The organism is Sphingomonas sp. R86520 (genome assembly GCF_042466285.1).
In the GTDB taxonomy this organism is placed as follows: Bacteria; Pseudomonadota; Alphaproteobacteria; order Sphingomonadales; family Sphingomonadaceae; genus Sphingomonas.
Genome location: NZ_JAXHBZ010000001.1, coordinates 33,775 through 46,387 on the forward strand (window position 1 = coordinate 33,775; position 12,613 = coordinate 46,387).

At 64.5% G+C, this 12,613-nt stretch carries 18 protein-coding genes and 1 tRNA gene; 7 read left to right on the plus strand and 12 right to left on the minus strand.

The annotated features are described in order from the left end of the window. Nucleotides 1–13 precede the first annotated feature (13 nt). Genes SJY41_RS00240 through SJY41_RS00270 form a run of 7 tightly spaced genes read left to right on the plus strand, consistent with a single transcriptional unit; the run spans nt 14 to nt 4,243 of the window. Nucleotides 14–2,170, plus strand: a complete 2,157-nt coding sequence (locus tag SJY41_RS00240) for a hypothetical protein (protein WP_380778085.1) — start codon at nt 14–16, stop codon at nt 2,168–2,170. A gap of 33 nt (nt 2,171–2,203) precedes the next feature. Next, a complete protein-coding gene (locus tag SJY41_RS00245) occupies nt 2,204–2,518 on the plus strand; it encodes a hypothetical protein (protein WP_380778087.1) in 315 nt (104 codons plus the stop codon). After that, nucleotides 2,511–2,915, plus strand: a complete 405-nt coding sequence (locus SJY41_RS00250; protein WP_380778089.1) for a hypothetical protein — start codon at nt 2,511–2,513, stop codon at nt 2,913–2,915. The genes SJY41_RS00245 and SJY41_RS00250 overlap by 8 nt, the downstream gene beginning before the upstream one ends. Continuing rightward, entirely contained in the window at nt 2,912–3,466 is a 555-nt protein-coding gene (locus SJY41_RS00255) for a glycoside hydrolase family 108 protein (protein WP_380778090.1), read from the plus strand. The genes SJY41_RS00250 and SJY41_RS00255 overlap by 4 nt, the downstream gene beginning before the upstream one ends. Continuing rightward, nucleotides 3,463–3,732: a hypothetical protein gene (locus SJY41_RS00260; RefSeq protein WP_380778092.1), complete on the plus strand. Its 270-nt coding sequence runs from the start codon at nt 3,463–3,465 to the stop codon at nt 3,730–3,732. Before SJY41_RS00255 ends, SJY41_RS00260 begins: the two co-directional genes overlap by 4 nt. Then, nucleotides 3,729–4,064, plus strand: a complete 336-nt coding sequence (locus SJY41_RS00265; RefSeq protein WP_380778093.1) for a hypothetical protein — start codon at nt 3,729–3,731, stop codon at nt 4,062–4,064. Before SJY41_RS00260 ends, SJY41_RS00265 begins: the two co-directional genes overlap by 4 nt. Further along, a complete protein-coding gene (locus SJY41_RS00270; protein ID WP_380778095.1) occupies nt 4,061–4,243 on the plus strand; it encodes a hypothetical protein in 183 nt (60 codons plus the stop codon). The genes SJY41_RS00265 and SJY41_RS00270 overlap by 4 nt, the downstream gene beginning before the upstream one ends. An 831-nt stretch (nt 4,244–5,074) precedes the next feature. Here the strand turns inward: SJY41_RS00270 and SJY41_RS00275 are convergent. The 12 genes from SJY41_RS00275 to SJY41_RS00330 all read right to left on the minus strand — a co-directional run bounded on the left by SJY41_RS00275 (nt 5,075) and on the right by SJY41_RS00330 (nt 12,597). Next, on the minus strand, nt 5,075–5,377 hold the full coding sequence (locus tag SJY41_RS00275) for a hypothetical protein (protein ID WP_380778097.1): 303 nt from the start codon (nt 5,375–5,377) through the stop codon (nt 5,075–5,077). Then, a complete protein-coding gene (locus SJY41_RS00280) occupies nt 5,364–5,579 on the minus strand; it encodes a hypothetical protein (RefSeq protein WP_380778098.1) in 216 nt (71 codons plus the stop codon). The genes SJY41_RS00275 and SJY41_RS00280 overlap by 14 nt, the downstream gene beginning before the upstream one ends. Continuing rightward, complete coding sequence (locus tag SJY41_RS00285; RefSeq protein WP_380778100.1) at nt 5,576–5,785, minus strand: hypothetical protein; 210 nt, start codon at nt 5,783–5,785, stop codon at nt 5,576–5,578. Before SJY41_RS00285 ends, SJY41_RS00280 begins: the two co-directional genes overlap by 4 nt. Further along, nucleotides 5,782–5,940, minus strand: a complete 159-nt coding sequence (locus SJY41_RS00290; protein ID WP_380778102.1) for a hypothetical protein — start codon at nt 5,938–5,940, stop codon at nt 5,782–5,784. The genes SJY41_RS00285 and SJY41_RS00290 overlap by 4 nt, the downstream gene beginning before the upstream one ends. Next, a complete protein-coding gene (locus SJY41_RS00295) occupies nt 5,937–6,788 on the minus strand; it encodes a Lar family restriction alleviation protein (RefSeq protein ID WP_380778103.1) in 852 nt (283 codons plus the stop codon). The genes SJY41_RS00290 and SJY41_RS00295 overlap by 4 nt, the downstream gene beginning before the upstream one ends. A gap of 163 nt (nt 6,789–6,951) precedes the next feature. Next, nucleotides 6,952–7,806: a hypothetical protein gene (locus SJY41_RS00300; protein WP_380778105.1), complete on the minus strand. Its 855-nt coding sequence runs from the start codon at nt 7,804–7,806 to the stop codon at nt 6,952–6,954. Nucleotides 7,807–7,937: 131 nt separating this feature from the next. Then, nucleotides 7,938–8,014, minus strand: a tRNA-Arg gene (locus tag SJY41_RS00305). A 51-nt stretch (nt 8,015–8,065) separates the two neighbouring features. Beyond that, nucleotides 8,066–8,767 carry an endonuclease III gene (nth, locus tag SJY41_RS00310; protein WP_380778107.1) on the minus strand — a complete coding sequence of 234 codons (702 nt, stop codon included), beginning with the start codon at nt 8,765–8,767 and terminating at the stop codon, nt 8,066–8,068. A 4-nt stretch (nt 8,768–8,771) separates the two neighbouring features. Continuing rightward, a complete protein-coding gene (dapB, locus tag SJY41_RS00315) occupies nt 8,772–9,542 on the minus strand; it encodes a 4-hydroxy-tetrahydrodipicolinate reductase (protein WP_380778108.1) in 771 nt (256 codons plus the stop codon). Between the two features lie 269 nt (nt 9,543–9,811). Then, on the minus strand, nt 9,812–10,567 hold the full coding sequence (locus SJY41_RS00320; protein WP_380778110.1) for a nucleotidyltransferase family protein: 756 nt from the start codon (nt 10,565–10,567) through the stop codon (nt 9,812–9,814). Beyond that, nucleotides 10,564–11,469 (minus strand): hypothetical protein, encoded by a 906-nt coding sequence (locus tag SJY41_RS00325; RefSeq protein ID WP_380778111.1) that lies wholly within the window; start codon nt 11,467–11,469, stop codon nt 10,564–10,566. The genes SJY41_RS00320 and SJY41_RS00325 overlap by 4 nt, the downstream gene beginning before the upstream one ends. Nucleotides 11,470–11,499: 30 nt before the next feature. Continuing rightward, a complete protein-coding gene (locus tag SJY41_RS00330; RefSeq protein WP_380778113.1) occupies nt 11,500–12,597 on the minus strand; it encodes a diacylglycerol/lipid kinase family protein in 1,098 nt (365 codons plus the stop codon). Nucleotides 12,598–12,613 lie beyond the last annotated feature (16 nt).

A 12,613-nucleotide genomic window follows, 5' to 3' on the forward strand; every position in this document is an offset into this window, starting at 1 on the left:
GAGCGTAGCAGCAATGGTTGACAGCACCTATCAGGTTTTCGTCGACCTTGACGCGACGGCGCTAGAGGGCGGTTACGTCTGGGTTGGGCCTGCCTATGGCAACCCGGAGGCGACCCCGAGCCCGTTGTATTGGGACGCCGCTAAGACCATTCCGGCCGCCCAGCCTTTGCGCACGTCGGGCGGGTACATCGTGCGAGACGGTACGCCGTCCGACGTGTTCGGCGAGGACGAGCTTTTCTCTGTCCGGGTGCGTAACCGTGCCGGGCGCATCGTCTATTATGCTGGCTCAACTGGCGCAGGCATCCCCGCGTCACGTCGCAAGTTCCCGATCGCAGCCGGCGCGCAAGGTGATCCCGGTGCGAAGGGCGATAAAGGAGACGAGGGACTTCAGGGCCCAATCGACCAGCATTCAGAGTCTGCCCTAGCTGCGCTACCGCATCTGTCACGCGCAGTCCGCGATCGCGCCTTCTCGACCACGCCGATCAAGATTGCAGGCTTCGGCTCGTCGAACATGCTCAACGAGGATGGAGGGCTGGCTGGGCCCGGCAACAGCCCCGTCGAGATCGCGCTGCGTGAGTTGAAAGCCGCGCTCGATCCGCAGGGTAACTGCGTATGGGAGTTCATCAATCTCGGCGTCAACGGAACGGCCTATTCCGGTTGGAACGCGGCGATCGACCGTCCAAAGTCTCCGCGGGAATATGCCGAGGAGTACGGCCCCGATCTCCTTATCGGCTGCTACGGCACCAACGACTATTCGCCCGAGAACTTCAACGTCGGCGAGACGCGCAGTCTCGTGCCGGTATTCATGGCCGCCATCTACGCTTGGTGCGACGAGCACAACTGCGACGTGATCAACATGATCCCGCCAATGCCGCACGTCGGCAAGTCTAAGCAGACCCGTACGGATCCCGTGACGTTGCTGCCAGTGCAGGGCCGCGCGCTCAATTACACGGTGCCGACGTCGTATCCGACACGCAGTTTCCAGCGCGGGCAGAAGAACGACCAGGCACCCGATGGCGATCTGCTCGTATCGTTCTCTGGCGGCAACACGATCACGTCCGATGCAGGCACGTTCGACGATAGCTCACTCTATCCGGGTGCGATCATCTGGGTAGCAAACCCGGATCTGCTCTCGCCTATCGTCAACGGCGGATATTACCGCATCGCCTCGGTGTCGGTGAACAAGGCGCAGCTCGTCCTGAACAACGTCGCCACGGTCAACGCCTACGACTACGTGATTGGCGCCCCAGTGGCCTTGACGACGGCGGGCCCAACGCGGGTGACGATCTGGCGGGTCGCGATCGATCCGTTCACCGAGTTAACTCCGAGCTTTACAGAGGCGTTCGGGTTCATCGACGTCGACGGTACGCCTGTCGAGATCCTGACGCGAGAGCAATTGGTGTCGCAGGACATCCGACAGCAGACCGCGGCATCAGCGTATAACGCTGTCCTGCTCGACGTGATGTTCGATTACGTTCGGGCCGTCGTGAGGCACGGCGAGGATCGATATTACGACCCGCTGCAGATCGTTCACTGGAACAGCGTCTGTGTCGATGAGGTCATCGCGCCAGCCTTCCGTAAGCTGGCAAAATCGCTGGTCGAGTCTCCAGCGGGAATCGCAGCGGTTCAGCCTGCCTTTGTTCCGCGCATTGCGGTCCGGCCTGAGGGCACGCCTGCGCAAACCGCTGCCGGCATGGGCATCAACCGCGCCGTCGATATCCAGATGGCGATCGGCGAAAGCGCGGTTATCCGCGTGCCCACGTTCGAGGAGATCGCCGGGGCGCTACACACCGAGTTCCTGCCTACCGGCGCCACAATCAGCCACCTCGGCAGCGCCGGCCTACCGTTCAAGCGCGTGCCCATCGTGCTGGTCGAGGCGAACGTATCGCAGACGACCGGCGTCGTTATCCCGCTGCCGGTCAGTACGGTCCTGTACGGCTACATCTTCGGCGAGCAACCCGGCGTTGGCGTGCAGATGCGGCGGATTACGGCGTTCAATTCGGCCGGCGTCATCACGATCCAGGTCAGCAACGAAGCCAGCACTGCCGGCGACGTGTTTTCGATCACGACGCAGACGAACAGCCTGAAGCTGTCGGTCCTTGGCGCCAACACACAGCTCTGGACGGACCTGACGTCGGCACCGTTCACTTATGGGGCGTACCAGTACTGATGACCCACATCCACAACAGGGAGGGGTAGGGGCGTGAACACTTACTGGATCGCACATCTAACCGTCTGGGGCGCTGCGATGCTCTACGCGGCGCCCGGAGCCTATTACGCAGCCTTCCGGCAACGCAGTGCGCGAACCGGAGACGCAATGCGCCTGGCGGTGTTCCTCGTCGCGCTGGTGATGAACTCGCATATCGCCCGCTGGTTAATCGCGCCGAACGACCTGGGGTCATGGAAGGCGATCTACTTCGTCGGCTTCCTGACGGGTCTCTACGTGATCCGGCTGATGGTTTCCTACGGGCGCGGCAAGCCACTGGCTACCGCTGGCGAGGACTTCGACCATGGATAGCATCGCCAAATGGATCGCGGAAATCACGCCAGGCGGGGTTGGAATCTGGACCGCTGTTGGCCTGATCGTCGTCGCGCTGATCCGTCAAAAGCCCATCACACAAAAGCTCACCGACGAACGAGAGGGCAATCTGTTGAAGGAACGCGCGGCGGACATGAAGGGGATGCGGCGTCGGATTACCGAGCTGGAGGCAGAGCAGCGCGTCGATCGGCACAACATCGGCAACCTCGAACAGGTGCTCGATATGATCCTGAACATGATCGAGATCGACCCCGGTCGTGCGGTGGCAATCGCTGCGAAGGCTCGCGAGGTTCGCGCCGCGCAGAAGCTGGAATTGGCGACGGAAAAGGCTGGGCTTCACAGCGGCAAGATAACGGCAGCGGAGGACGCGGAATGACCAAGACCATCGACCAGCTCGTCGACGAGGTAATCGGCAGGGAAGGTGATTATTCGAACCACCCGGCAGACAAGGGCGGGCCGACGCGCTGGGGCGTCACGGAACAGGTGGCGCGGGCGTTCGGCTACAAGGGCGACATGCAGGTGTTCCCGCGCGAATCCGCGGTGACGATCTACAAGCGCCGCTATTGGACCGACGTGCGGTTCGACCAGGTCGCTACGGTCTTCCCGAGGGTCGCTGCCGAGATGTTCGATACGGGCATCAACATGGGGCAGGCGATTGCAGGCGGCTTCCTACAGCGCGCGCTCAACCTGCTGAACGCCGGCGCAACGCTCTATCCGGATATGCTGGTCGACGGCCAGATCGGCGCGATGTCGATAGCCGGTTTGCAAAGCTATAAGCAGCGGCGGGGAGTAGCCGGCGAGGAAGTGCTTCTCAAGACGATCGACGGGTTCCAGGTCGGACGATACGCCGACATCACGGAAGCACGTCCGGCGAATGAGGCGTTCTTCTACGGCTGGATCGCGAACCGCATTGGGATCGCGGCATGATCCAGCGCCCCGAACTAGCCCTAGTCGCCACCCTCTACGACAAGAACGCCAGCGACGTGCCGGCGATGCTGCGCAAGTCGGCGGACAGCATCGAGGCTGAAACCGATGACGACGACCGAACCCGCGCGATGGTCGGCGTGCAACTCAGCCACGGCGAGGCCATCTCGATCTACGGCTGGGGAGCGCTCGACCGGTTCACCGCGATCGGCGTGTTGCAGGCTGCGATCACGAAGCTGACCGATGGCGTGGAGGAGAACGAGATATGAACTCGACCGAGATGCAGTATCGCGCATTCCTCGCGGCAATCGGCGCCGCCCTGATCGTGGCGCTTGCCCCTATTGTCGTCAGCGGCATCCGCGGCGTTGCGCTGCCGGATAGCCTGATCGCGATCGCCGACAAGTCCGTCGTCGCCTTCGCCGGTTTGCTCGGCACCATCGGGGCGCTGCTGTTCCGCCAGAATCAGATCGACGAGAAGCGAGCCGACAACAACACCAAGGCATTCGAAGCGATCGCCGCTGCCCAGGCCAGCACGCCGCCACAGGACGGGCCGACCGGCACGCCTGCAGACCCAGTCAACGTGAAGGACGTTCAACCATGAAAATCCCCGGCCTCGGCGCAATCGCCAACTTACTCCTAAAGCGCATCGTCCTCCCCGCAATCGGAAAGGCCATCGCGGATCCTGCAAACCCGATGACCAAGCAGAAGGTCAAGGACATCCTGGTCGATGCGGTAGAGGCTGAGGCGGGGCGGCAGATCGGGAAGCGGTTGGGGGCTTAATACCGCATAGCCCCGTTCTTCTCCGTAATGACCAACCCCGAGCCAAACGGATCACGCCGCATGTCAGCCCCGTTCGGTCTGGCCTCTTTCGGGCGCTTCCCGCATGCACTGCACCGGAAGAACCGCTTCATCGCCGGCACCTCGTAGTTTCCGGGGTATTTGTCGACGTTGACCACAGCATGACGACCGCAACTGCACCACAGATGGAGCGAGCGGATACCGAGGGACCGCATGTTGTCTAGGTCCATCGGGCTCGTGGTGTCGGTCATGCGCCGCATTAGAACAGGTCGGGAACGATTCCGCTAGGGGTGGTAAGAACAGGTCGGTCTTTCCCGACTGCCAACCCGTTTCCGGGTGAGGTGCATGGCAACCTCCTATGGTCTCGTCTAAAGCCACCCTCAGGCAGCAGCGATACATACCCGCTAGCATTTCTGTCCGAGTCGTGGCAAGAGGGTTTCGCTGCGGCGGTGTCCACTATCGGGCAACAGGTGCGCCAGTAACCGGGTCCGCGGGCCGCAGCGACATAGTTGGGTATGGCATGGTGCTGCTGACGGGATTTCTAGACCCGGAGGCGAATGTGGATCGTAACCGCGCCCGACGCCAGTTTCAGGTCCCCGCTCTGCCATCGCGGCATCGGGCTAGGGTCGGCGGGGTTGGTGTTCGTAGAGCGCCGCCCCGCTGGCTACGGAGCGCGCCTCTTATCTAACTGCGCTGCGAAATGCCCGATGAGGCATCCCATCACGACCATAGCAATCGCATGATACCCCGCCTTGTCCGCGATCGAGGCCAGCAGGACTATGCAGCCTGCGACAATGATGTGCCGGTGCTTCCTCACCCCTCCGATCCTTTCGACAGAGCGAGGGCGTGACGGGCGCGGCGTAGGTGGTCGCCATAGATCGCATAGTCCTCGCCCGCCGCTGGCCTGTAAACGTAGAAGTCTGAAAAGCCGTTCGACTCTCCGACGATCTCACCGGCTTTCGCGAACGGCTGCAATGCTGCCTCCAGTTCCTCGATCCGGTCCGCAGCATCGCCACACCATTTCGCGATCGTGCCGATACCTGGATACGCCATCGCCGGCATAGCAACGAACTGCCGCAGCCGTTCGGCAAGCACCCGCTCTTCAAGCAATCCCATCGTCGGCTCCTGATGTTGGGGGTGGGGTGCGTTTGTGGCGGTCGTCGGCGATCGCGTTCAGCACCCACATGAGGATCGCAGCGGTAAGTGCGATGTCCGTTCGATCGCCAACGTCCCAGCCATCGCGCCAGACAGGCACGTTCAGCGCCTTGCCGATGAACCAGCCCAGCGCGCCGGCGAGAATGATCGCATACAGCCTCATACCGCCACCCCGCCAAGCTGGTCGGTCTCGGAGGTGGGGGTGGGCTCAGGAAACAAGATTGGGCGTATCTGCTGCCAGCTTGCCTCAACCCACGCCTCGTTCTCGCGGTGTTCGCTGACCTCTTCGGGGCTGTGGTAGTGCGGCGTATCCTTGCCGCAAATCGGGCATGCAAATGTTCCGACAGTCGCCGGGTTGTTCTCGCTCATGCTGCTTGCTCCAATTGTATGAGGGGGGAGGCGTCCCGGAACAGTGTCAAGAAACACACCGACAGCACAGCAATCGAAGCCCACCACGGCACTTGATGACGCACCAGCCAGTCAGCGATCAGCACCATAAGTAGAAACAACGGGAAGGGCTTCATGTCAGTGCTCCAGTCTTGGTGGTGGATGGAGTTGGCGATGGCCGCGTATTCCACAGAGCCTGAGCCTCTTCCGCGCTGGTATCGCTCGCTCGTTCAGCCCCACACGCGCCACATTCGACAGACCAGATCGTCAGGTCTTCGGTAGCCCGCGTGATGGACTCTGTGGGCGAGCGCGCTCCACAGAACGGGCAGGGGAGTAGCTCGTGTGACGCATCCGGAACCGAGACCGACTTGCTCGGATACTGCGGATCACGCGCGGCGAGATACGCCGCCACGTAAATCGGGCTATCCTTCAACCGCTCACCACTCAGGTTTCGCGCCTCGCACCAGCCGTCGAAGCCCTCGACGCGATCAATCAGCGCGATAAACGGCTGCATTGCGGCGCGTACATCAGCAACGGCATTGCAGATTATCGAGACGATCTCGCGCTCGTGGTCCAAAGCCCCGACCGAAGTAGACGCCCCGTAGTGGTCGAGCATCATGCAGAAGTTCGCGACGTCGACCGGGTCGCCCTTCTCAGCGTGCGCGTACATTAGCCGCGCAAGGGTATCCGGCGAACACCGCTCGGGGTCGTTCCAGCCCTCTCGCCCCTTGGCTCGGCTTGCGGCCATCTTCGTCCTCATCTTATCCGCGAACGCATCAATGGCAGCGTCGTCGGTCCATGCATCAATCGCTGCGACCAACTCGTCCCGCGTGGCGGCTTGGAGACCCCGGTCGTCGTTGCTGTCGTCCGCGCCATCGTAATCGGGATGCGTAGCCGACCAATCGAACTGCCGGCATGGGATCGGCGGGTGGTCGAACGACAACAGCCAGCCCTTGTAGCGATCCTGGGTGACATTCTGTGTCATGCTGAATGATCCTTTTTGACGAGGGCGCGAGCTTCTTGACGCGCGGCATGCCGAAGCGATTTTGCCACGGCCTTCGCGTGCTGCTTGGGATTGTCGGCAGTTCGGTGATGGACGCAGTGTCCGCCGTCGCTGCGCCCGCGATTGTTATCGGGTCCGTAGGGCTTCATGCCGCCCCTCCACACCAGCCGACACACTCGCTATCGGCAGCGTCTTCCTCGATGTCGCTCATTGGCAGCAAAGGGTTGTTCTTGATGTGCGCGAGAATGTCCGCGACGCTCATGTAGCCGAACGAGAAGTTGCGCTTGCGCTCGTGCGCGCCCCAATAATTGTCGAGGCCGACCGGGTCGCGGCGAGCGCGAGCAATCCGGGCCTTGTCGCTGAGAAACGGGCAGTTGTCGCAATTGCCGGTGCCGCGTTCGAGCATGAGATTGAACGGCTGGCACTCCCACCAGCGCAGCACGTCAGCCTTACGGACACCGGCGTCGGCGAGGGGGAAACGCAATTTACGGTCGGCGTTGTTCGGCTTGCGGGGCAACTCGTGCACCCGGTCGTATTCGTCGGCGCGGAACCCGATCACTTCGGTGTAAGTGCCGCGCGGGTATCCTTGCGCTTCCATGAAGTCGTGAAGGACACCGACCTTGCAATACTGGGTGCACCAGCGCCCGGTCACGGTCGAGAACAGGGCTTGCTTGCGAGCGATCAGCCGGTCGAGCGGTTCACCCTCACGGCTAGCGCTGTTGTAACCGACTTCCTCGTACCGGCTGGTCGCGCCACCCTTGCGAAGATCGGTAACGAACTCCAGCCAATGGATATGAACGCCCCAGCGCGTACCGCACTCGTGAACGAAGCGGAGGGTTTCCTCGCGCTCCTTCCCGGTGTTGGCGAAACACACGAACACGTCATCTGGCAGCTTGCCGCCGTGCGCCTCGACGATGTGCTTGAGCATTCTGCCCGACGTGCGCCCACCCGAGAACGAGATCAGCGCAGGGCCGGTAATAAAGTACGGGTTGCCGCTCATAGCGCCACCCGATTCGCGAACGTCAAAACCCTTGTACGAGCCGTGTACGCGCGTTCCGGTTTTGTGCGCGTAAATCGCTGCATCAAAGTGCGAGCATGGCGCGAGGCTGGTGGTGAAAACCCTAGGTTTTCTGGTGCACCCGACTGGATTCGAACCAGTGGCCTCTGCCTTCGGAGGGCAGCGCTCTATCCAGCTGAGCTACGGGTGCCGGACGGTCCGCCTAGCAAAGCGAAACGGCGTACGCCAGACGTTTTCGCGATCATGGCGCTTCACTGGCCGGATCGGGGTCCGCTACGGGTGCCGAAGTCGCGCCCGATTTGCTTTTCGGCGGCGGCGTCTTCGGCTTGAACGCGCATAGATCGCGGACGATGCACCGCCAGCATTCGGGGGTCCGCGCCTTGCAGACATAGCGGCCGTGCAGGATCAGCCAGTGATGCGCGTGGAGACGGAACGGTTGCGGCGTCGCCTTGTCGAGTTTCAATTCGACCGCCAGCGGAGTCTTGCCGCGCGCGAGGCCGGTACGGTTGCCGACGCGAAAGATGTGCGTGTCGACCGCGAACGTCTCCGCGCCGAACGCGACGTTCATGACGACGTTGGCGGTCTTGCGACCGACACCCGGCAGGCGTTCGAGCGACTCACGATCGGCGGGCACTTCGCCGCCGAACTCGTCGATCAGCATCTGCGAGAGCGCGATGACGTTCTTCGCCTTGGTGTTGAACAGCCCGATCGTCTTGATGTGGCGCTTCAGCTCGTCGAGCCCGAGCGCGACCATCTTGTCCGGCGTGTCGACCTCGCGGAACAGGGCGCGCGTCGCCTTGTTGACGCCGACGTCGGTGGCTTGCGCCGACAGCGCGACGGCGACCACGAGCGTATAGGGATTGACGAATTCGAGCTCGGTCTCTGGGTGCGGGTCGGCCTCGGCCAGACGCGCGTAGAACTCGATGACGTCGGCCTTCTTCATGCGGTCACAGCCCGAGCACGTCGCCCATCCGGTAGCGGCCGGCGGGCTGGCCGGCGAGCCAGATCGCCGCACGGACCGCGCCGCGCGCGAAGATCGACCGATCGTCGCCGCGGTGGTTGAGTTCGATCCGTTCGCCCTCGCCCGCGAAGATCACGCTGTGGTCGCCGATCACCGATCCGCCGCGCAGCGATGCGAAGCCGATCGTCCCCTCGGTCCGCGCGCCCACGAGACCCGCGCGACTGTCGACGCGAAGTTCGGCGAGCGACGATCCGCGCCCCTTGGCGGCCGCGTCGCCGAGCAGGAGCGCGGTGCCGGACGGCGCGTCGACCTTGTGCTTGTGGTGCATCTCGACGATCTCGACGTCCCAATCGGGGCCGAGCCGCGCGGCGGCTTCGCGAACGAGGATGCCGAGCAACGTCACGCCGAGCGACGTGTTGCCGGTCTGCAGGATGGCAATATCGCGCGCAGCGTCATCGATCATCGACTGATTTTGCGGCGACAGGCCGGTCGTGCCGATGACGATAGCGGTACCAGCGTCGCGCGCGGCGGCGAGATGCGCTTCGACGGCCGAAGCGGTGGAGAAATCGACCAGGACGTCGGCGACCCGTGCAAGCGGCTTGGGGTCTTCTCGTGCATCGACACCGCCGGCGAGCGATGCGCCGGCGGCCTCGATCGCATCGACGATCGCGCGACCCATGCGTCCGGCGCTACCATAGATGCCGATCGAGGTCGTGGCGACGGCGTGCGGGGCGGGCTGCGGTGCGAGATTTTGCATGGCCGCGCTTTGCACCAAGCAGGAGTTCGGTGACAGGGGCGAACGATCATTCGGGGCATTTTCTTCTGCCTCGACCCCGCCTTTCGACGACATTATCCGGCAGCCAGCTAAATCTCCGCCCCCCGGATAATCATCCGTCACCCCAGCAGACGCCGGGGTATCCTGCGTGGCACGCGACCTCGCCTTACGAGGAGATCCCAGCTTTCGCAGGGAGACGGGTGGGGGGAACGGGCAGGGGTAACGGCGGGAAGGCTGACGGATCGTCGCCGTCAGGGTCGCGCGGTCAGTGTCCGGACAAGGTCGAGATCTGCCGGCTTGTCGACGTCGACCGCTGCCAGCCCGAAGGGGGTCGAGACCGCCGCGGCGTTCAGCCCGGCGAGGCGGCCGAGATGGGCGACCGCCGCGACCAGCGTCAGGCGGCCCGACATATAGCGGACGAGCGTACCGATGCCGAGTTTCCGGACGATGCGCCAGGGTCGCTTGCGATCCGCCTCGACCTGCGCCCACAGGTCCAGCGCGGCGACGGCGCGCGGGCTAGCGAAATGGAACAGGTTGCAGCCCGACCAGGCGCCATCGGCAAACCGCAGATACGTACGATGCGTACCCGGCGCAGCAGCCTCGATCACGTCCTTGCGCGCGAGCAGCGCGGCGACATCGGCTTGGGCGGGGACGTCGGCGAGGAAGCGGGTGATCCATTCGGGCCGGAGTAGCGCATGGTCGGCGGTGGTGACGAGCAGCGGCGTGCCTAACGCTTCGATCCCTTCGCGAACGCTGAGGCTGGGGCCTGCGGCGGCGGTCAGGACGGTCAGCCCAAGCTCGGTCGCGTGGGTGCGGACGGCAGCGTCGGAGACCGAAACCGCAATGTCGGTCGCACCCGCGTCTCGCAGCGACTGGGCGACGCGCGCCAGCAACGTCCTGCCGTCGAGCATGATCAGTGCCTTGTGCGACGCGCCGCCATAGGCCGCGACAGGATCGATACCGCCCCGCGAGCCGGCAAGGATCAGAGCACCGAAGCCTGCGCTCATGCGGGTTTCGCACGCTCGTTCGTGCGCGCACGCCACACGCGCCAGAACACGCCGGGCGCGGCGAGGATCGGATGCTTTTCACGCCACGGAGTCAGCGGTACGGGGATGCCGGTATGTCGCTCAACCTTCCATGCGCCGTACCGCGCCGCGCCCTCGAAGGTGAAGGCGGCCCGGACCAACCGGATGACGTTGATCGGCTTGCCCGCCCGTCGCCGATGCCGCCATGCGCGCAACAGCGCCGACCGACGGGGGGCGGAAAGCGTGGGTTCGAGCACGCCTGCCATGTCGGAGAACGCGATGCCGTCGGCTGTCCAGGCGAGCGGCAGAAGCGCGTCGTAGCGCTTCGGGTCGAAGCCGAGGATCTGGCCCTCGCGGCCCTTGCGTTCGACGCGCAGCTCGGCGGCATAGGTCTGGCGGAACAACGCACGCCAGTAATCGTCCGCGGTCCCGCGTTCAGGGCCGAGCGCGGCGGCGAACCGCGCGGCCGACTTGGCGGCGTCGCCGATCGCGACGACGATCGTCTCGGTGTTCGCGCCGTCGCGCACCCAGACCAGCGCCGACGGCTGGACGAAGCGCGTCCAGATCGTGGTGTCGAGCGTCCGCGCCGCCGCAGCCCTGGCGAAGGTCGTCAGCCGCATCGTCGCGATCTTGGCGCGAAGCCGCTCGCCGTGCAGATCGAACTCGCGGTAGCTGACTGTCGGCCAGATGCCACGCTCGGGCGGGCCGGCCGTCAGGACGTAGAAATCGAGCACGCCCTCGGTCGCCCCGGTACGCAGGTTCGACCCATAGAACAGCACGGCGACCACGTCGGCCGGCTCGGCGAGCAGCGCCGCGACGTCGCGAACGGCAGGGATCGTCGGCACCCGAAGCTGGCGCCGAACGACGTCGTCCAGGACCGTCACGGCCTGAGCCTGGTCACGGCCTGAGCCTTGTCACGGGACGACGAAGCGGATCGGCTTGCCTTCGCGCACGATCAGCTCGCCGCCCGGATAGATCTCACCGTCCAGGATGAAGCCCGACTCCATCGACAGATCGAGCGCCGGCGCATCGATCCGGTGATAGCCCGCGCGGTCGAGCCATGCGGCACGCGAACCGGCGACGATCAATGGAGTAGCGGCGGCCAACCAGCGCGGCGGCGCGTCGACGACGAGCGTCTTCATGCCCGCGCGGGGTACGCCGAACGGACGGATGCCGACCGGCATCCGCTTCAAAGTCGAGGCCAGCATCAGATACCGCGCCCGGTCGGTGCAGGCGTTGGCAAGCGGTGCGTGCTCGCCATCCGCCGCGCCGCCCTGATAGCGGATGCCCATCCGGCTGCCCTTGCGCCAGGCGCTGTTGGCGCCGCCGAACAAGGTCTGCAGGATCGCCCAGCACAGCGCCAGCCCGACCGCGACGCCGTTGAAGGCGCCCGCGCGATGCGTCCGCTGCGCCAGAGCCGTCGCCTGGACGAACGCGCCCGCGCCGAACAGGAAGCCGTGAAGGCGCGTGCCGGTATCCTTGCGGACGATCTCGATGGGGCTACGCGTTTTCACGTTGCCGTCGCGGGCCGCCGTCAGCGCCTGATCGAGCGTCCATGTATCGGGGATGCCAAGATCCAGCGCGAGCGCGTTGGTCTTGCCCGAGGGCACGATCGCAACCCGCGGCGCGCGGCCGGTCCAGACGCGCGCGGCGGCCGTCATCACGTCGCGGATCGTGCCGTCGCCGCCGTCGATTACCAGCAATTCGATGCCGTGACGGGCAAAATCGGCCAGCACTTCGGCAAGTTCGGCCTGCGTGCGCGGCGTCACGGCGAGCACGGTTCCCGACAGGAAGGGCTTGGTCGCCTCGACGCTGCTGCGGTTCCGGTGACTCTTGGGGTTGCAGATGATCCCGGTACGGATCTGTGCCGCAGCGTCGCGCGGACTCATGCCGTTGCGCTCGAACGCGGTCCATTCGGGGACAGCGGTGGGCAGCCACGCCGGCGGCGATCCAGCCGGGGGCGGCAGGGGGTTCCCGCCAAAGGCGCGAAAATCGGAAACAGTATCAGCCACAGTTCAAGCTACCCGT